Source organism: Streptomyces sp. Go-475 (assembly GCF_003330845.1).
GTDB lineage: Bacteria > Actinomycetota > Actinomycetes > Streptomycetales > Streptomycetaceae > Streptomyces.
The window spans coordinates 7,243,955-7,263,061 of the sequence record NZ_CP026121.1 but is presented as its reverse complement, the minus strand read 5'-3'; the positions used below and the strand labels follow the sequence as shown (position 1 = coordinate 7,263,061).

At 70.5% G+C, this 19,107-nt stretch carries 11 protein-coding genes and 1 pseudogene; 6 read left to right on the top strand and 6 right to left on the bottom strand.

Features of this window, described 5'->3' with window-relative positions; translation table 11 throughout:
- Window positions 1-125: 125 nt before the first annotated feature.
- Window positions 126-1,853 carry an SGNH/GDSL hydrolase family protein gene (locus C1703_RS33070; protein ID WP_232840800.1) on the top strand — a complete coding sequence of 576 codons (1,728 nt, stop codon included), beginning with the start codon at window positions 126-128 and terminating at the stop codon, window positions 1,851-1,853.
- A gap of 11 nt (window positions 1,854-1,864) precedes the next feature.
- Here the strand turns inward: C1703_RS33070 and C1703_RS33065 are convergent, their stop codons facing one another.
- Genes C1703_RS33065 through pcaC form a run of 3 tightly spaced genes read right to left on the bottom strand, consistent with a single transcriptional unit; the run spans window position 1,865 to window position 4,676 of the window.
- Entirely contained in the window at window positions 1,865-2,644 is a 780-nt protein-coding gene (locus C1703_RS33065) for an exodeoxyribonuclease III (RefSeq protein ID WP_114256274.1), read from the bottom strand.
- 53 nt (window positions 2,645-2,697) lie between these two features.
- Window positions 2,698-3,333 (bottom strand): MBL fold metallo-hydrolase, encoded by a 636-nt coding sequence (locus tag C1703_RS33060; protein ID WP_114257708.1) that lies wholly within the window; start codon window positions 3,331-3,333, stop codon window positions 2,698-2,700.
- A 35-nt stretch (window positions 3,334-3,368) separates the two neighbouring features.
- Window positions 3,369-4,676, bottom strand: a complete 1,308-nt coding sequence (gene pcaC / locus C1703_RS33055) for a 4-carboxymuconolactone decarboxylase (protein ID WP_114256273.1) — start codon at window positions 4,674-4,676, stop codon at window positions 3,369-3,371.
- Between the two features lie 527 nt (window positions 4,677-5,203).
- On the opposite strand from pcaC, the gene C1703_RS33045 reads away from it, so the two are divergent.
- The 3 genes from C1703_RS33045 to C1703_RS33035 all read left to right on the top strand — a co-directional run bounded on the left by C1703_RS33045 (window position 5,204) and on the right by C1703_RS33035 (window position 10,757).
- Complete coding sequence (locus C1703_RS33045; protein WP_114256272.1) at window positions 5,204-7,510, top strand: beta-L-arabinofuranosidase domain-containing protein; 2,307 nt, start codon at window positions 5,204-5,206, stop codon at window positions 7,508-7,510.
- A gap of 108 nt (window positions 7,511-7,618) precedes the next feature.
- The gene (locus C1703_RS33040; protein WP_114256271.1) at window positions 7,619-9,025 is read left to right on the top strand and encodes a non-reducing end alpha-L-arabinofuranosidase family hydrolase; all 1,407 of its coding nucleotides are present in this window, start codon (window positions 7,619-7,621) and stop codon (window positions 9,023-9,025) included.
- A gap of 85 nt (window positions 9,026-9,110) precedes the next feature.
- The gene (locus C1703_RS33035; protein WP_114256270.1) at window positions 9,111-10,757 is read left to right on the top strand and encodes an RICIN domain-containing protein; all 1,647 of its coding nucleotides are present in this window, start codon (window positions 9,111-9,113) and stop codon (window positions 10,755-10,757) included.
- A gap of 126 nt (window positions 10,758-10,883) precedes the next feature.
- On the opposite strand, the gene C1703_RS33030 is transcribed toward C1703_RS33035, so the two are convergent.
- Together C1703_RS33030 and C1703_RS39960 are read right to left on the bottom strand one after the other, a co-directional pair.
- Window positions 10,884-13,508, bottom strand: a complete 2,625-nt coding sequence (locus C1703_RS33030; protein WP_114256269.1) for an RICIN domain-containing protein — start codon at window positions 13,506-13,508, stop codon at window positions 10,884-10,886.
- A 158-nt stretch (window positions 13,509-13,666) separates the two neighbouring features.
- Window positions 13,667-14,773, bottom strand: coding sequence for a ricin-type beta-trefoil lectin domain protein (locus tag C1703_RS39960; protein WP_157993216.1), 1,107 nt, complete (start codon window positions 14,771-14,773; stop codon window positions 13,667-13,669).
- A 636-nt stretch (window positions 14,774-15,409) separates the two neighbouring features.
- Here C1703_RS39960 and C1703_RS39955 point away from each other — a divergent pair.
- Window positions 15,410-15,784 (top strand): annotated as a pseudogene (locus C1703_RS39955) (IS630 family transposase); the annotation flags it as partial.
- Between the two features lie 51 nt (window positions 15,785-15,835).
- Here C1703_RS39955 and C1703_RS33015 read toward each other — a convergent pair.
- Window positions 15,836-17,005 (bottom strand): ROK family transcriptional regulator, encoded by a 1,170-nt coding sequence (locus tag C1703_RS33015; protein WP_114256267.1) that lies wholly within the window; start codon window positions 17,003-17,005, stop codon window positions 15,836-15,838.
- Window positions 17,006-17,794: 789 nt separating this feature from the next.
- On the opposite strand from C1703_RS33015, the gene C1703_RS33010 reads away from it, so the two are divergent.
- Complete coding sequence (locus C1703_RS33010; RefSeq protein WP_114256266.1) at window positions 17,795-19,072, top strand: FAD-binding oxidoreductase; 1,278 nt, start codon at window positions 17,795-17,797, stop codon at window positions 19,070-19,072.
- Window positions 19,073-19,107: the final 35 nt, after the last annotated feature.

Genomic DNA, 19,107 nt, shown 5'->3' with positions numbered 1-19,107 from the left:
TTCCACGTCTTCTGTTCCACGTCTGCTGTCCCGTCGCTGGCTTTCGTGGTGTCGCGTCGTGTGTCGATGAGCGGGAGGAGTCGGCCGTGCGCCGATGTGTCCGGGGGATCCTGGTCGTCCTGACCCTGTGCGGGTCGTTGGTCCCGGCGGTGTCGGCGCGGGCCGCCGAGAGCGGACCGGCCGCGCCGGTGCCGCTGGAGCGGCTGTTCGACAACAGCGCCGTCAGCGACGACGGCCGGTCCGCCCAAGCGGACTTCGACGGGGCCGGCGCCTCCCTGTCGGCGCGGGACCTCGCGGCCGCCGGCTGGACGCCCGGCCGGACCCTCACCGTCCAGGGCGCCCGGCTGACCTGGCCGAAGCGGCAGCCCGGCGAGCCGGACAACGTCCGCGCCGCCGGGCAGGACGTCCGCGTCACGGGGCGCGGTGACGCCCTCGCCTTCCTGGTGGCGGGCACCGCCGGCACGGACGTGGGCGGCGCGGGCACGATCGGGTACGCCGACGGCACCCGCTCCGGTTACCGGCTCACGGCACCGGACTGGCGCACCGGGCCGCTCGCCACCAAGGCCGTGGCCCTGCCGCACATCAACACGCCCGGCGGGCAACTCGCCGAGCGGGCCCGCCTGTACGTCGTGACGGTGCCGCTCGCGCCGGGGCGCGCGGTCGCCTCCGTCCGGCTGCCGAGGGCGGCCGGACTGCACGTCTTCGCGGTGTCGGTACGGACGGCCACGCAGGACTGGACGGGCAGCTGGACGACGGCCACGGGCGGTTACGCCGCGGTGGGCCCCTGGACGGACCGGACGCTGCGGCTGGTGGTGCACACCTCGGCCGGCGGGCCCCGCGTGCGGGTGCGGTTCGACAACACGTTCGCGGCGGCGCCGGTACGGATCGGGAGCGCGACGGTGGCGGTGCGGGCGTCGGGCGCGGCCTCGCGGGGCACCCCGGTGCCGTTGTCCTTCGGCGGGGCGGCGGGCGTGGAGATCCCGGCCGGGGCGCAGGCGTACAGCGATCCGCTCGGCTTCGCGGTGCCCGCGGACACCGACCTGCTGGTGAGCTTCCACCTGCCCGGCCCGGTGCCGGCGGCGCCCGTGCACCGGCTCGCGCAGCAGCGGTCGTACGTCAGCGAGCCCGGCGATCACGCGGCGGACGCCTCGGCGGGTGCGTACACCTCGGTGATCGGCAGCTGGCCGCTGCTCGCGGGGGTCGACGTGGGCGGCGGGCCCGGGTCCGTGGTGCTGCTCGGGGACTCGATCACCGACGGCGACAAGTCCACGGTGGACGCGAACCGGCGCTGGCCGGACGTCCTGGCCGGCCGGCTGCTGCGGCAGCACACCGTCCCGCGCTACGGCGTGCTGAACCAGGGCATCTCGGGCAACCGGGTAGTCAGCGACCGCTATCCCGGCGACGGGGTGTCCACGGACACCGCCGGGGTGAGCGCCCTGCACCGGTTCGACCGGGACGTCCTGGCGCAGCCGTCGGCGCGTACGGCGGTCGTCTTCGAGGGCGTCAACGACCTGCGCTGGGACACCTCCGCGCAGCAGGTGATCGCCGGGCTGCGGGAGATCGCGGCGCGCGGGCACGCCCGGGGCCTGAGGATGCTCGCGGCGACGATCCTGCCCTGCGAGGGCGAGGCGCGGTGCACGGCCGCCGTCGACGCCGAGCGGGTCGCGGTGAACGAGTGGATCCGGAGCGGCGGGGTCTTCGACGGCGTCCTCGACTTCGACGCGGTCGTGCGGGATCCGCGGCGGCCGTCCCGGATGCTGCCCGCGTACGACAGCGGGGACCATCTGCATCCGGGCGACGCGGGGCTGGCGGCCCTGGCGGACTCGGTGGACCTGCGGCTGCTGAAGCCGTGAGGGGTGGCCGTCTAGACGTCGAGGTCCACCACGACCGGGGCGTGGTCCGAGGCGCCCTTGCCCTTGCGCTCCTCGCGGTCCACGTACGCGTCCTTGACGGCCTTCGCGAACGGCTGGTTGCCGTAGACCAGGTCGATGCGCATGCCGCGGTTCTTGGGGAAGCAGAGCTGGCGGTAGTCCCAGTACGTGAAGGGGTGCTCGTACTTGAGGGGCCGCGGGACCACGTCCGACAGCCCGGCCTCGCGCAGGGAGGCCAGGGCGGCGCGCTCGGCGGGCGTGACGTGGGTGGAACCCTCGAAGAAGGCGGGGTCGAAGACGTCGTCGTCCGTCGGCGCCACGTTGTAGTCGCCCATCACCGCGAAGGGGCGGCTGCCCGCCGCGTCACCGGCGACGGCCGCCTTGAGGGCCTCGAACCACTGGAGCTTGTAGGCGTAGTGCGGGTGGTCCACCTCACGGCCGTTCGGCACGTAGACCGACCAGACGCGGAGCGGGCCGCAGGTGGCCGAGATGGCGCGGGGCTCCACCGAGCCGTCGAAGCCGGGGTCGCCGGGCAGGCCCTTGACGACGTCCTCGATACCGACGCGGGAGAGCACCGCCACGCCGTTCCACCGGCCGGTGGCGTGGACCGCCGACTCGTAGCCCAGCTCGCGCAGCTGCTCCGCCGGGAACTGGTCCTCGGCGACCTTGGCCTCCTGGAGGCACAGCACGTCCGTGCCGCTGCTCTCCAGCCAGGCCAGGAGGCGTGGCAGGCGGGCGGTGATCGAGTTCACGTTCCAGGTCGCGATGCGCATGCCCCACAACCTACCCGCAGGGTCTGACAACGCCGTCCGCTCCCCCGCGGGCCTCAGAGCTCGGCGGAGTCCCCGGGCGTCAGCCGCAGGTGTTCCGAGCCGCCGAGCTGCCCGATCTGGCGGTCGTAGATGGGACGGGCCAGGTCGGTGAGGAGGGCGTCGTGGATGTCGTAGGCGCGCTGCGGCTTCAGCTCGCGGACGTAGTCGATGACCTCGGAGATCTTGCTCCAGGGGGCCATGACGGGGAGCATCAGCGTCTCGACCGGCCGGTCGGGGACGGTGAGGGCGTCGCCGGGGTGGAAGACCCTGCCGCCGTCGACGAGGTAGCCGACGTTGGTGATGCGGGGGATGTCCGGGTGGATCACCGCGTGGAGTTCGCCGTGGACCTGGACGTCGAAACCGGCGGCGGTGAAGGTGTCGCCGTGGCCGACGGTGTGGACGCGGCCCGGGAAGGCGGCCGAGATCTTCTCGGCGACCGACTTCAGGGTCCAGATCTCGGCGGCCGGGTTGTGCTCCATCGCGGCGCGCAGCCGGAACTCGTCGAAGTGGTCGGGGTGCTCGTGGGTGACGAGGATCGCGTCCGCGCCGAGCGCGGCGTCCTCCTCGCTGAATCCCCCGGGGTCGAGGACGAGCGTCCGCCCGTCCTTCTCGAGGCGGACGCAGGCGTGCGACTTCTTCGTGAGCTTCATGGTCTCCATCCTGCCTCCGGAGCCGCGGGACGGGCTCACTCCTGGGGCGTGGTCTCCTCACGGATCACCTGCTGCGCCACCTTGAACGCGCTGTTCGCCGCGGGCACGCCGCAGTAGACGGCCGCCTGGAGCAGGACTTCCTTGATCTCGCCGGGGGTGAGGCCGTTGCGCAGGGCGGCCCGGGTGTGGAAGGCCAGCTCGTCCAGGTGGCCGCCGGCGACCAGCGCGGTGAGGGTGACGCAGCTGCGGGTGCGCCGGTCGAGGCCGGGCCGGTCCCAGATCTCGCCCCAGGCGTAGCGGGTGATGAACTCCTGGAAGTCCCCGGAGAACTCGTCGGCCTGGGCCAGTGCCCGGTCGACGTGGGCGTCGCCCAGCACCTCGCGGCGGACCTTGAGGCCGGCGTCGTACGGGTCGGGCCGCCCCTGGGCCTGCGGCGGCACGGCGACGGGGCCGATCTCGGCGACGGGCCCGGTCGGGACGGGCTGCGCAGGGGCGGCGGACAGGACCGGCTTGAGGGCGGCGGCCGGCAGGGCGTTCTGGCCGGTGGAGGTCTCGAAGGCGGGCTGCCAGGCGGTGGAGAAGTGCCGGACCAGGAGGTCGGTGACCGCGGCGGGCTGTTCGACGGGCACCAGGTGGGAGGCGCCGGGGACGACGGCGAGGCGGGCGTCCGGGATGTGCGCGACCAGGGTGCGGGCCTCGGCCGGGCCGGTGACCTGGTCGTCGGAGCCGACGAGGACCAGGGTCGGCACGCCGACGCGCGCGAGCTCGGCCCGGACGTCGAAGGAGGCGAGGGCCTCGCAGGCGGCGATGTAGCAGCCGGGGTCGGTGGTGCGGACCATCTGCACGGCCCACTCGGTGATCGCGGGCTGCGCGGCGGCGAACCCGCCGGTGAACCAGCGCTCGGGCGCGGTGCGGGCGATGGGGTCGAGGCCGTTCGTGCGGACGATCACGCCTCTCTGGCGGAACTCGTCGGCCGTGCCGAAGCGGGGCGAGGCGGCGATCAGCGCGAGGGAGGCGAGCCGCTCGGGGTGGCGCAGGGCCAGCTCGATGCCGACGGCACCGCCGAGCGCGCAGCCGGCGTAGCCGAAGCGCTGCACGCCGAGCCCTTCGAGGGTGGTCAGCAGCCGTGTGGTGAGGTCGGTGACCGAGCCCGCCGGGTACGCGGGAGCGCCGCCGTGGCCGGGCAGGTCGAACCGGAAGACGCGCCACTGCTTGGTCAGCTCGGGGACCTGGCGGTCCCACATGTGCCATGTGGTACCCAGCGAGGGACCCAAGATCAGGACGGGAGCCTCTTCTGGCCCGTCAAAGCGGTATTGCAGGGTGTTCGACGGTGTCTCGCTCACGCTGCAGACTCTCTCACGTATCACAGACGCCCCTCTAAGGCGGGGCCGCGGGAAACCGGTCTGACCAGGTCGAAGACCTCTCGGGCGGCATATCGCTCGAGGCGTCGGATGCTCTCACGTCGGGTTTCGCCCTCCCGCGTGCGGCGTCGTGTTCGACGAGCAGGGCCCGTCCGGTCGCCACCGCGGGCTCGGTGAGCCTGGGAGTCGTACAACCCTTCACGGTGGTCATCCCCTGGGTGTGACCTTTCCAACCCCCTGACGTGCCCGCCGCGGACCCGCCCGCGGCGGTGCGGTCCTCGCTGTCGCCCCGCAGGCCACGGGCCTCATCGCGTGGATCCGCATCCGCAAGTAGCGAAGTCTTTCGTGTCGCAGGGCTAGACAGAGACAACGTCCGTACCAGTTAATCCATCCCATGTATCCGTGGAAAGGCCCAGGAGCGAACAGGACCAACGCAGTGCCGTGATGTCGTCGCGAGCGAACGCACCTACGAACCAGGCAGTCACTCTGCCCTCACCGAAAGGTTCAGGATGTCTTCCTCCCTCAGCAGACGGCGCCTGCTGCAAGCAGCGGGGGCCACGGCCGCCGCCTCCGCCACCGGATCCTTAGTCCGCGCGTCCCCCGCCCACGCGGCCGTGCCTCCCGCACGGGTCGACATCGGGGTCTTTGCGCACCCCTTCGCACTCGACCAGGTCCGGCTCACCGCGAGCCGCTGGCTGGACAACCAGAACCGCACGCGGAACTACCTGCGGTTCGTCGATGTCGACCGGCTGCTGTACAACTTCCGCGCCAACCACAAGCTGTCCACCAACGGCGCGTCCCCGAACGGCGGTTGGGACGCGCCGGACTTCCCCTTCCGCACCCACGTCCAGGGGCACTTCCTCACGGCATGGGCACAGCTGTACGCCGTGACCGGGGACACCGTCTGCCGGGACAAGGCAATCCACATGGTCGCCGAGCTGGCCAGATGCCAGGCCAACAACAGCGCCGCCGGCTTCAACGCCGGGTACCTCTCCGGCTACCCCGAGTCCGACTTCACCGCTCTTGAGCAGCGGACCCTGAGCAACGGCAACGTGCCGTACTACACCATCCACAAGACCCTCGCCGGCCTGCTGGACGTATGGCGCTACATCGGCAGCACACAAGCCCGTGACGTGCTGCTCGCGTTGGCGGGATGGGTGGACCTGCGCACCGGCCGGCTGAGCGGCCAGCAGATGCAGGCCATGCTGGGAACCGAGTTCGGCGGCATGAACGCCGTGCTGACCGATCTCTACCAGCAGACGGGCGACGCGCGGTGGCTCGCCGTCGCCCGGCGGTTCGACCACGCAGCGGTGTTCGACCCGCTGGCGGCCAACCAGGACCGGCTCAGCGGACTGCACGCCAACACCCAGGTACCCAAGTGGATCGGGGCCGCGCGGGAGTACAAGGCCACCGGTACGACCCGCTACCGGGACATCGCCACCAACGCCTGGAACTTCACCGTCGACGCGCACACCTATGCCATCGGCGGCAACAGCCAGGCCGAGCACTTCCGCGCCCCGAACGCCATCGCCGGCTACCTGAACAAGGACACCTGCGAAAGCTGCAACACCTTCAACATGCTCCTCCTCACTCGGGAGTTGTTCGCGCTGGACCCGAACCGGGCCGCGCTGTTCGACTACTACGAGCGGGCATGGCTGAACCACATGATCGGCCAGCAGAACCCGGCGAGCGACCACGGCCACGTCACCTACTTCACCCCGCTCGACCCGGGAGGCCGACGCGGTGTGGGTCCTGCGTGGGGCGGTGGCACCTGGAGCACCGACTACGGCACGTTCTGGTGCTGCCAGGGCACGGGCCTGGAGATGCACACCAGGCTGATGGACTCCATCTACTACCGCAGTGACGACACCCTGATCGTGAACCTGTTCGTGCCCTCGGTGCTCAACTGGTCGGAGCGCGGGATCACGGTCACCCAGACCACGGCATACCCCGTCAGCGACACCACGACGCTGCGGGTCACCGGCAACGTCAGCGGAACCTGGGCGATGCGCTTACGCATCCCGGGCTGGACCGCCGGGGCCACCGTCAGCGTCAACGGCACGCGGCAGGACATCGCCACCACGCCCGGCGGCTACGCCACCCTGACCCGCTCCTGGACCTCCGGCGACACGGTCACCGTCCGCCTGCCCATGCGGGTCGTCATGCGAGCGGCCAACGACAACGCGAACGTCGCCGCGATCACCTACGGCCCGGTGGTCCTGTCCGGCAACTACGGCGACTCCACGCTCAGCTCCCTCCCCTCGCTGAACACGTCCACGATCAGACGGACCAACGGCACGTCACTCGCCTTCACCGCCACCGCCAACGGCTCCACCGTCGACCTGGGCCCGTTCCACGACGCGCACGGCCACAACTACACCGTCTACTGGAACGCCGGCGGCACCGTCCGTCTCGCGAATGCGGGCAGCGGTCTCGTGCTGGGCATCCAGAACATGTCCACGGCCGACGGCGGCCGCGCTCTTCAGTGGCACGACTCGGGCACCGCCGACCACGACTGGCACATGATCGCCGACGGGGGCGGGTTCCGTTTCCGCAACGCCCACAGCGGCAAGGTGCTCGGCGTCTTGAACATGTCCACGGCAGACGACGCGACCGTCCTGCAGTGGGCGGACAACGGCACCGCCGACCACCGATGGACACTGCTCGACCAGGGAGACGGGACCTACAAGATCCGCAACGAGCACAGCGGCAAGTTGCTCGCCATCGCGAGCAATTCCACCGCTGCCGGCGCGTTCGCGGTCCAGGGTCCGGACGACGGCACCGCCGACAACCGGTGGCGCATCGTGAGGAATTGAACTCCGCCCCGGAAGCAGACGGCCGCTCTCCCCCCCTTCCGTCTGCTCGACAGCTCGACCCTTGTTCGACATGACGAACATACCGCTCACTCGAGGAATGAGGCCCCCATGCACCGACGTGGTTTCCGCCGCAGGTACTTGCCTGTGGTGCTCGCGACCCTGGTCGCTTCGGCGGCGACACTCGTCGCCAACCCCGCCCAGGCGGCCACCACGAGCGCCGTGCGCGGCGTCGGTTCCGGCCGGTGCCTCGACGTGCCGGGCGCCGGCCAGACCGACGGCACCAACGTGCAGATCTGGGACTGCAACGGCGGCACCAACCAGCGGTGGACGCTGACGGACGACAACCAGCTCACCGTGTACGGCAACAAATGCCTGGACGTCCCGAACCACGCCACCACGGCCGGCACCCGGCCGGTGATCTGGTCCTGCAACGGCGGCACCAACCAGCAGTGGCGCGCGAACGCCGACGGCACGATCGTCGCCGTGGAGTCCGGACTGTGCCTGGACGTCAGCGGCGGCGCGACGGCCAACGGCACGGCGGTGCAGCTCTGGGACTGCAACGGCGGCACCAACCAGAAGTGGACCGGCCTGACCGGGACACCGAACGCGTGCGCACTTCCGTCGACCTACCGGTGGTCCTCGACCGGCCCGCTCGCCCAGCCGGCGAACGGCTCGCTCGCGCTGAAGGACTTCACCACCGTCAAGATCAACGGCCAGAACCTGGTCTACGCCACCAGCTCCGACGGAAACGCCTGGAGCGGGATGATGTTCAGCCCCTTCAGGAACTGGTCCGACATGGGCACAGCCACCCAGAACAGCGTGAGCGGGCCGGCGGTGGCGCCCAAACTGTTCTACCTCTCGACCAGGAACATCTGGGTGATGGCCTCGAACGGGTGGGGCACCAACTGGCCCTTCACCTACCGCACGTCCAGCGACCCCACCAACCCCAACAGCTGGTCCGCCGCGCAGCCACTGTTCACCGGCAGCGTCCCGGTCGGCGGCCCGATCGACCCGACCCTGATCGCCGACGGCCAGAACATCCACCTGTTCTTCGCCAACGACAAGGGCAGCATCTTCAGGTCGACCATGCCGCTCGGCAACTTCCCCAGCAGCTTCGGCTCCTCGTACACGACGGTCATGACCGACACCGAGGAGCGCCTGTTCGAGGCCCCCGAGGTCTACAAGGTCCAGGGCCAGAACCAGTACCTCATGATCGTCGAAGCGCGGGGCGTCAACGGGCGCTACTTCCGCTCCTTCACCGCCACCAGCCTGACCGGCACATGGACCGAGCAGGCCGGCACCGAGAGCAACCCCTTCGCCGGCAAGGCCAACAGCGGTGCCACCTGGACCAACGACATCAGCCACGGCGACCTGGTCCGCGTCAACGCCGACCAGACCATGACCATCGACCCCTGCAACCTGCAGTTCCTCTACCAGGGCAGGTCTCCCTCGTCGGATGGCACCGACTACCTGAAGCTGCCGTACCGGCCGGCCCTGCTCACCCTGCAGCGCTGACCCGCCCGCACGTGACCACACACTCATGAGCGTCCCAACAGGCCCGCGCAGCGGCTTCGCTTCGCGGGCCAGGAAGGAACCCTCCGTGGTTTCCCTGCACAGACGACTGCTGCGTCTCCTCACGGCCACCGCGCTGACGCTCACCGCCTGCGTCACCGCCTCCGCCGGCACGACCGCCGAGGCCGCGCCGGGCAGCCCGGCGCTCACCCCGCCGCTGGGCTGGAACAGCTGGAACAGCTTCGGGTGCTCGATCACCGAGGCGCAGGTCCGCCAGGCCGCCGACGCGATGGTGTCCTCGGGCATGAAGGACGCGGGCTACCAGTACGTCGTCGTCGACGACTGCTGGTTCGATCCGCAGCGTGACGCGGCGGGCAACCTCCGGGCCAACCCGACCAAGTTCCCCAGCGGCATGAAGGCGCTCGGGGACTACATCCACGGCAAGGGCCTGAAGTTCGGCATCTACCAGGCGCCCAACGAGAAGACGTGCGCGCAGGGCGTGGGGACCTACCCCGGCTCCACCGGCAGCAAGGGCCACGAGAGGCAGGACGCCGCCACGTTCGCCTCCTGGGGCGTGGACTACCTCAAGTACGACTGGTGTTCCGGCAGCGGCACCCTCAACGAGCAGATCGCGCGGTTCACCCTCATGCGCGACGCCCTGCGCGCCACCGGCCGCCCGATCGTCTACAGCATCAACCCCAACAGCTTCCACGCCCCCACCGGCGACAAGTACGACTGGGGCGAGGTCGCCGACCTGTGGCGGACGACCGAGGACCTGCTCGACATCTGGCAGAACAACAACACCAACAGCTACCCGATGGGCGTCGGCAACGTCCTGGACGTCACCGCGCCGCTGGCCGCGCAGTCGGGGCCGGGAAACTGGAACGACCCCGACATGCTGGTCGTCGGCCGTCCCGGTCTGTCGCTGACCGAGTCCCGCTCCCACTTCGCCCTGTGGTCGCTGCTCGCGGCCCCGCTCATGGCCGGCAACGACATCCGCACCATGTCCGCCGACGTGAGCGCGATCCTGCGCAACCCCCGTCTGCTGGCGGTCAACCAGGATCCGCTGGGCGCGGGCGGGCGCAGGGTGCGCGACGACGGCGACACCGAGGTGTTCGCCAAGCCCCTGTCCGACGGCTCGGTCGCCGTGGGCCTGTTCAACCGGGGAGGGAGCACCACGACCATCACCGCCTCGGCCGCGCAGGTCGGCCTCACCGGAGGGTCGTTCACCCTCACCGACCTGTGGACCGGTGCCACGTCGAGCACCTCCGGGCAGATCTCGGCGAGTGTCCCGGCGCACGGTGTCGCCGTGTTCAAGATGACCGGCGGCAGTCCGCTGGCCTCCACCACCGCACGCCTGCGCGGTACCGGATCCGGCCGCTGCCTGGACGTGGACCGCGCCTCCACCGCCGCAGGGACGGCGTCGCTGATCTGGGACTGCCACACCGCCGCCAACCAGCTGTGGACCACGTGGGCCGGAGGCGAGATCCGCGTCTACGGCGACAAGTGCCTGGACGCCTACAACCAGGGCACCACCAACGGCACACGGGTGATCATCTGGCCCTGCAACGGCCAGAACAACCAGAAGTGGACCGTGGGCGCCGACGGCTCGATCCGCAACGTCCGCGCCGGGCTCTGCCTGGACGCCGAACAAGCGGGAACCGCCAACGGGACCCCGGTCATCCTGTGGACCTGCAACGGCCAGAACAACCAGAAGTGGACCACGCTCCCGTAACCCGCCACCCCTACCACCGCGCGGGGAGACGCCCGACCGGTTGAGGGCAGTCCCACGACAGCGGACGTCGCCCAGCCAGGCGGGGCCGCAGGCCGTCACGGCTGCGGCCCCGCCACGGCTCTCGGGTCAGGACGGGTCGCCGTACTGCAGGCCGCGTCCGTTGGTGCCGACGTAGACGCGGCCGAAGGTGTCGGGGTCGCCGGTGATGACGCCGACGCCGCCGATGGCGCCCCACTGGTGGGCGTCGTCGTTGACGCGGACCCAGGTGGCGCCCTTGTCGGTGGAGCGGAAGACGCCGGTGACGTCCTTGACGGTGCCGATCAGGTACAGGGCCTGGTAGGAGGCGCCCGGCTTGGCCTTGCCGAAGCCGAGGGCGGACGCGGACTGCACCGTCTTGAGCGTGGTGAAGGTGCGGCCGCCGTCGGTGGAGTGCAGCAGCCCCTTGGCACCGCCGGCGATCCACAGGTCTCCGGCGATGCCGGGGGCCGCCTTGAGCCGGCCATCGGGCAGGTTGCCGGCGCGGGCGGTGAAGGTCGCGCCGCCGTCGGTGCTGGCGTGGAGGGTGCCGCCGGACAGCGAGTAGAACGTCCTGGCCGAGGAGCGGTCGGCGACGACCACGGCGCCGCCGCCCAGGCCGCCGACCCGCGACCAGCTCGCGCCCTTGTCGGTCGAGCGGTACGGGGCCTGACCGGCCTGCGTCCAGACGATGGTCGAGCCGTCCGCCGCGAGCGCGACATGCCCGTCCTGGGCACTGGCCACCGGCTCTGCCCTGAAGCCGTTCCAGCTCAGGCCGCCGTCGGTGGAGTAGGCGCCGTCCTGCGCGCCGCCCCGGCCGACGCGGACCATCATCGAGGGCTGGGACTGGGCGAAGTCGATGTCGGTGCTGTTGGTCATCAGCGGGTTCTTCAGCCGCCCGGCGGGCACCTTGGTCAGGTCGTCGTGCCGGAAGCCGCCCTGGTCGCCCATGGAGGTGATGACGGTGGCGCCGCCGGGCGGGGCGATCGCGTCCAGCAGCGAGGTCTCCTCCAGCCCTCGGGCGCCCATGCTCCAGTGGCTGGTGCCGCCGCTGGCGGAGGCGTTCGCGTCCTTGCTGCGCAGGATGCCGTTGCCGGTGCCGTACAGCACGTGCCCGGAGTCGAAGGGGTCGATGGCCAGGGCGGTCATCCAGTGCCCGGTGTGGGTGCCGACGTAGGGCGCGGCGGAGGCGTTGCGCTTCGACTTGTCGGCCAGTGCCTTCCAGGTCGTGCCGCCGTCGGTGCTGCGGTAGATCTCGTCCTCGGGCCACCAGCGGCCGAGGGTGGTGACCATCACCGTGGAGGGCTTGCGTGGGTCGACGGCCAGACCGGAGAACCCGTAGTCGCCCTGGGACGGGGAGATGTTCTTCCACGCCCCGCGGCCCGGCGTGTACTTCCACACCGAGCCCGCCGTCACGCCGTTGGGGCCGGGGTTGTCGGTGTACGTCAGGTACAGCGAGCCGTCACCGGAGAGCACGCCGTGCTGCGGCAGCTGGCCGGTGGGCTGCCCGGCGACGGCCTGCCAGGTGCCGCCGCCGTCGGTGGAGCGGTACAGGGAGGTGGACCTGTCGTTGACGCCGACGTAGATCGTCCTGCTGCCGGCCGGGCCGTACGTCACGAAGGAGATGCCCGCGCCGCTGCTCGCCCCGTCCTTGACGGGGAACGAGGGGACCTGACGCCATGTCACGCCGTAGTCGGTGCTGCGCCACAGGCCGTTCTTGCGGGTGCCCAGCAGCAGGGTGCCGTGGTCCGCGGGGTCGATCACGAGCCGTTCGCCCGCCCCGCGGCCGTCTTCGTTGGCGCCCAGCTTGAAGGGCAGATCGGTGCGCTGGAAGGTGCGGCCCCGGTCGGTGGAGCGCAGGATGGCACCGTTGCCGGCCCACTCGTTGGTGTAGGTGCCCGCCCCGAGGTAGAGCCGCTTGGGGTCGACGGGGTCGGTGGCCACCGAGTCGATGCCCAGCAGGTTCCAGTCCTTCTCGCCGAGCCAGTCGGTCAGCGGGATCCACTGCTCGGCCCCGCTGTCCCAGCGGTAGGCGCCGCCCATGTCGGTGCGCGCGTACAGCAGACCCTTCTCCCGCTGGTTGAACACCAGCCCGGTGACATAACCACCGCCCACCACCTGGGCGTTCCTCCACACATACGGACCGGCCCCGGTCGCCCGGGGCTCGGCTGTCTTCACCAGCTTCCACCGCTGGTTGGCGCTGCCTGTGGCGGGATACTGGATGACTGCAGCGCCGTCGGCCTTGGAGCCGCTGGAGACGTCGAGCAGCTGGCCGCTCCTGCGCGAGGTGAAGGTGACGGCGTCGGAACCACTCACCTCGTTGATCTTCCACTCCTGGGAGGTGGAGGAACTGTCGGTCTGTTGCTCCGTGGCGGCCGCCCGGGCGGTCGAGTCGCCCGCTACGCCCAGCACTTTGCCGCTGTTGCGGTTCACCAGCTCGTAGTAGCCGTCCCTGGTGGGCCGCAGCCTCCATTGCTGGTTGGCGGTGTTCTGGTCGGTCCACTGCTGGATACGGGTGCCGTCTGCGGTGGAGAAAGCGTTGACGTCCAGCACCTTGCCGCTGCGCACGGAGACCAGCCGGTAGTAGGCATCGCCATCGACCGTGGCGGCCTGCGAGTCCTCCTGCGCGATCAGGAGGTACGGCACGAGGACGGCGGGCACGCCGAGCAGCAGACCGGTGGCGGTCCAGCGGCGGCGGTGACGCCCGCGGCGCCCGCCGTTCGTGGGGTGGTTCATGGGGAGGCGTTCTCCTTGCATGCTGTTCAACAGTGGAAATCCGGATCCGGCCACTGGAACTGGCCGGATCCGCTCCCTTGTCGCCACAGACGTCACACAAGGTTGCCGCGAGCTCCCGCAATCCGCGCTCGGAAAGGGTTCGGATTCCGGGAGCGGGGTCATCCTGCGGTCAGAGTGGTCCACTTCTGGTTGGAGCCGCCGTTGCAGTCCCACAGGTGGAGCTGCGTGCCGTCGGTCGTGGAGGATCCCGGAACGTCGAGGCAGCGACCGGATGCGGGGTTGCGGTAGCCACCGTTGTGGGGCTGCCATACCTGGTTGGCACCGCCGTGGCAGGACCAGATCTGTACTTTGGTGCCGTTGGCGGTGGCTCCGCCGGCGGCGTCGAGGCACTTGCCCATGGAGCGCAGCGTGCCGTCGGTGTAGGCGGACCAGAACTGGTTGGCACCGGCGCCGCAGCTCCACGTCTGGACGGCGGTCCCGTCGGTGGTGGCGGCGCCCTTGACGTCCATGCACTTGCCGGCCACACCGGACTGCACGCGTGCCGGAGCGGGGGCGGGGTTCTTCAGCCATCCGGCGCTGTCCGCGGTCCTGACGCCGCGGTGGAAGGCGTCGGCCATCTTCTGATAGCCCGAGTCGTTGGGATGCAGGGCGTCGGCCAGATCGGCCGTGGTCAGGCTGCTCATGTCCACGTATGCGACGCGCTTGCCCGCGGCCCGTGCCTCGCTGACGATCTGGGGGATGGCCTGGTTGTACGCGGCCCGGTACTGCTCCTCCGTGCCGCTGGTGGACACGACCAGCGAGGCCACGAGGACGGTGGCGTCGGGGGCGGCGGCGGTGATCTGGCCGACCAGCGACTTCAGCCGGGCGGTGGCGGTGGAGACCTGGTAGGACGTGTTGAGGTCGTTGGTGCCGATGTGCAGCGTCACGACATTGGGCCGGTAGCGGGTGAGCGAGGCGTCGGCGAGTGCGGCGATCTGGTCGATGCGATATCCCGAGTGGCCTTGGTTGTCCGGGTCGGACATCGAACCGCCCCGCAACGTGCCGACGAAGTCGAGCGGATGGCCGTCCGCGGCGAGCTTGTCCCACAGCGGACCCCGGTAGCCGTTGCCCGTACTGCTGCCCACGCCCCAGGTGATGGAGTCCCCCAACGGCATGACCCGCAAGGGCGTGGTGGAGGCCGCGGAGGCGGGGGCGGCACCTCCCGCTGTCACTCCCAACGCGGCGGTGACCAGCGTGACCAGGGACAGGATCCAAGACTTTCTCATGGAGCTCCTCTCTTCTTCGAGCGATGGCTGAATCAGCGAACCGACCGCCGCCCGGCCGCACCAGCGTGTGGTTCGCCGACGACGGCTGGGGAATGGGCTGAGCTGAAAGAGGGACATCCCATGTCTGGGACACGAGGTACCGTCGAACCGCTTCGACGTTGCTGTGAGATTAAGTGAGCGCCCATGGGTGCACAAGGCCCCTTCCAACATTCCCGGAACCCGGGAATCGCCTCCTACTAGGGCGACTTGATGGGACGACGTGATGATTCGCTGCCCGCCTCTGGTCCCACAACGGATATCGAAGCGCTTCGAATGCCTCCGGTGAGCCTGGTCACGGCGGTGTGGTCGATGAGCGTCGGCGATCCCGTCCTGGACGAAGACGCGGTTGGCGGCGATGCAGGACCGGCCGCCGTTGCGCATCTCGGCCGCGAACGCCCCGTCGACGGCCCGCTCCAGGTCGGCGTCGTCGAAGACGAGCAGCGGGGCGTTGCCGCCCAGTTCCATGGAGCCCTTGAGGACGTTGTCCGCGGCGAGCCGCAGCAGGACCTCGCCGACCCGGTCGAGCCGGTGAACGACACCTTGCGCGCCCTCGGGTCGGCCGGCACCGCGGTGCTGAAGGCGGGGGTCGCCGGGTTGGGCCTGGTCTGCCTGGACCCTCAGTGGGCGGGAGGCCGTCCCCGCCCACTCAGCCCTGGCGACGAGGACTTCGTCATCCAGATCGCCACCGCCCGCCCCACCACGCTCGGCCAGCCCTTCACGCGCTGGTCGATCCGCACACTCGCCGCCTGCCTGCGCCGCGTGCACAGACGTGTCATCCGCATCGGCCGGGAAGCCGTACGGTGCCTGCTGCTGCGTCGCGGCATCACCTTCCGGCGGCGATTTCCGGACCGGGTCTTCGCCTTCGACGCGTTCGGGCCGCCGGGGGGCCGGCCCACCGCAGGCTCGTGCTGGGCCGGACGGAGCAAGCCCGACCGCCCGCCGGCGACCTGTCACCGCACGCACGGACGCCGCCCTCACAGGGGGACGCCGAGCCGGCTCTCGGCCGTCCCGCCCGGAGTCGCCTCAGAAGGCCGGTGCGGACTGCTCGGCGGCCTGGCTCTGGCGCCGTGCTCCGAGTACGGCGTCGCGCAGCCGTTCGTGGGCCATCGTCAGGCACGCGTACACCGCGCCTCGTGCCGTCGAGAGGCCGATCAGGTGCGGCACCGTCCTGATCTCCGGGACCGCCGGAAGGTTCCGGTCGAGTCGACGGCGCGCCTCGGGCAGCACCTCGTCGACGAGCGGACTGAGGCGGCCCACGAAGTAGACGGACTCCGGGTCCAGCGTCACGGCGACGACGCTGACGGCGGTCACGATCGCCGTGGTGAACGCCTCGAGCACCTGGGCGCGCGCTGCCGCGTCGTGCGGTCCCTCCCAGAGGTCCTCGACGCGCTCCAGGTCGAGCCCCCGCTTACGGGCGAAGCGGAGGAGCCCCCGGGTGCTCAGCAGCTCGTCGAGGATGTCGTCGCCGGTCCCGGAGGAGAGCACTCCGATGTCGCCGAAGGTGGGCGTGCTCCCGTGGGCGAGCTCGTGATCGGTGCAGCTGGCGAAGTTGAGCATGGTGCTGACGCTGAAGAGCGCGGCGTTGGTGACGGTGGCGTCGTTGGTGAGGATCCCGAGCAGGGACGCGTTGGCGTCGCTGTCGAGGAGCACGGGGGCGTCGACCAGCTCCTCGATGGCCCGGTGGAGGCCGGAGCCCGCGAAGATCCTCATCGACTCCGCCGGGCCGAAGATCTCCTTGCCGTCCCGGACCCGGCCGGGCACGGCGGCGACGAGTTGACGCAGGGGGCCCTGGGCGGACGCCGCGGTCCGGTCGACCAGATCGACCAGCCATCGGGCCGCTTCCCCGACGTCCTGGTGGTCGGGGGTGGGAACCGTCATGTGCTGGATCTCGCGGCCCCTGAGGTCGGCCACGACGACACCGGTCGTCTGGATGCCGAAGCTGATCCCGACGACGTGCCCGGTCGTGCCGGGCAGATCCAGATACGTGGACCGGCGGCCGCGGCCCGTGACCTCGTCGACCCCGCCGTCGACGACGAAGCCGTCGGCCCGGAGCTCCTCCACCGCTCGGGACACCGTGGCCTTGCTCAGACCCGTCAGCTCGATGAGCTGGTTCCGGGTCAGGGGCGCGTGGGAGAGGAGAACGTCGAGGACCGACGCCTTGTTGTGGTCGCGAGAGGTCGGGTTGGTGGTCACGTGCTGACCATAGCGAGACCGGTACGCCGGCCGGACGGGGACCGGCCTGGGCGTGATGATCCTGGGCTGTGGGGCGGGGACCGGAGACCGTTCCCGCGTGTCCGTCGCTTTCGCCTCGGTGGGCGGGAGGGGGCTCTTGCCCGCGTCTTGCGCGGTGCCGGACCGTTCTCGGCTCATCTGTGATGCACTCCGCAGGGTCCCCGAAGCACTCCGTGCCCTGATCGCCGCGGTGCGGCGGGGGCCAGGAGGCTGGGGTCGATGACCAATTGACTGGCGGCAGCGAGCATCGATCAGACGGTGGCCCCCTCTGCGGCCGGCCGCCGGAACGTCGTCGACGTCTCCGGGCGGATCGCCCCGCGCACAGGGCCAGTTGACCGCATGCCGGGGAGCGTACCACCCACGATCAACGGCCTTTCGCTGGTCAGGGCGCTCTCGGCCCGCGCGCTCCGGAGGGACACTCCCTCGCGCACGACGCTGGTCGCTCGCCGGGGCGGCGTCTAGATTGAGGCGCTATCCGACAGAAGCGGCACTTCGCGGGCCGCGACGAGCACGCCCTGACCAGCCCAGCACCAGACCCCGGGCCACGTCGTCCGTCAAAATATTCCTTGTTTCAGGTTGGAACTGGAACGAAAGGTGTTATGGTCTGAGCGCAGCAGCGAGCACGTTCCGACACCCGGCAGATCAGCGTCGTCGAACGGCGACCGCGATCCCTGAGACGACATACCCCGGCAAGCCGACGCGGGTGCGTCCAGAGCGGCTGACGGCACTGGCAGGAGAGAGAGCAGCGACATGAAGTTCACCCCCTACTGGCTCGACACCGCGCCCCAGGGTCCTGACCGGTCCCGGACCCAGATCGGCGGCCGGGTCGACGTGGCGATCATCGGAGCCGGCCTGACCGGCCTCTCTGCGGCGCTGCACCTGGCGCGCAAGGGCGCCGACGTGCACGTCTTCGAGAAGGAGACCGTCGGATTCGGCGCGTCGGGGCGCAACGGCGGCATGGCCACCCTCGGCATGTCGATCGGATTCCGCTCCGCCATCGACCGCTACGGCTTCGACACCGCCAAGCAGTACCTGCTCGCCTACCACGACGCGGTCGACACCATCGAGAACCTCGTCAAGGAAGAGAACATCGACTGCGACTTCGCCCGCACGGGCAAGCTGAACCTGGCGTCCAAGCCGGCCCACTTCGAGGGGCTGCGCAAGACCCACGAGATCATGTCCGGCAAGCTCGGGATCGAGACGCGGCTGATCTCCAAGAGCGAGCTTCACACCGAGATCGGCTCCGACTGTTACCACGGCGGCATGGTCGACGCCAGGAGCGCCGGACTGCACGTCGGCAAGTTCACCAAGGGACTCGCCGAGGCCGCCGTCCGGGCAGGCGCCACCATCCATGAGAAGGCCCCGGTCGAGCAGGTCCGGCGCCTGAGCGGCACGAAGCACGAGCTGGTCACGCCGCGCGGCAGCGTCCAGGCCGACCAGGTGCTCGTCGCGACCAGCGGCCACACCCGCCGGCCGTTCCGCTGGCAGCAGGTCAGGATCGCGCCGGTCGGCAGCTTCATCATCGTGACCGAACCGCTGGGCGAGGACGTCTGCGACCTGCTGCTGCCGAACCGGCGGATGGCATCGACGTCCCTGAACCTGCTGAACTACTTCCGCATCACCCCGGACCACCGGCTGCTGTTCGGCGGCCGCGCCCGCTTCGCGATGTCGAACCAGCAGTCGGACGCCAAGAGCGGCCGCATCCTGCACAAGGCGATGACCGAGGTCTTCCCGCAGCTCACGAACACGCGCGTCGACTACTGCTGGGGCGGCCTGGTCGACATGAGCATGGACCGCATGGTCCACGCCGGTGAGCAGGACGGGCTGTTCTACTCCCTCGGCTACTCCGGCCACGGCGTCCAGATGGCGACCCACATGGGCAAGCAGATGGCCGAGTACATGAACGGTGACACCGGCGCCAACCCCTGGGCCGACCTGCCCTTCAAGCGGATCCCCGGCCACTTCGGCCCGCCCTGGTTCCTGCCCTTCGCGGGCGGCTTCTACAAGTTCCTCGACGTCATCAAGTAGGCGCGGGACAGAGATGCGCAGCACATGCGTGGAGC

Bases quoted from the DNA above. Each gene is read 5' to 3' on its own strand.
- C1703_RS33065 (WP_114256274.1), bottom strand. From the start codon at position 2,644: ATGCGCATCGCGACCTGGAACGTGAACTCGATCACCGCCCGCCTGCCA.
- C1703_RS33060 (WP_114257708.1), bottom strand. From the start codon at position 3,333: ATGAAGCTCACGAAGAAGTCGCACGCCTGCGTCCGCCTCGAGAAGGAC.
- C1703_RS33045 (WP_114256272.1), top strand. From the start codon at position 5,204: ATGTCTTCCTCCCTCAGCAGACGGCGCCTGCTGCAAGCAGCGGGGGCC.
- C1703_RS33040 (WP_114256271.1), top strand. From the start codon at position 7,619: ATGCACCGACGTGGTTTCCGCCGCAGGTACTTGCCTGTGGTGCTCGCG.
- C1703_RS33030 (WP_114256269.1), bottom strand. From the start codon at position 13,508: ATGAACCACCCCACGAACGGCGGGCGCCGCGGGCGTCACCGCCGCCGC.
- C1703_RS39960 (WP_157993216.1), bottom strand. From the start codon at position 14,773: ATGAGAAAGTCTTGGATCCTGTCCCTGGTCACGCTGGTCACCGCCGCG.
- C1703_RS33010 (WP_114256266.1), top strand. From the start codon at position 17,795: ATGAAGTTCACCCCCTACTGGCTCGACACCGCGCCCCAGGGTCCTGAC.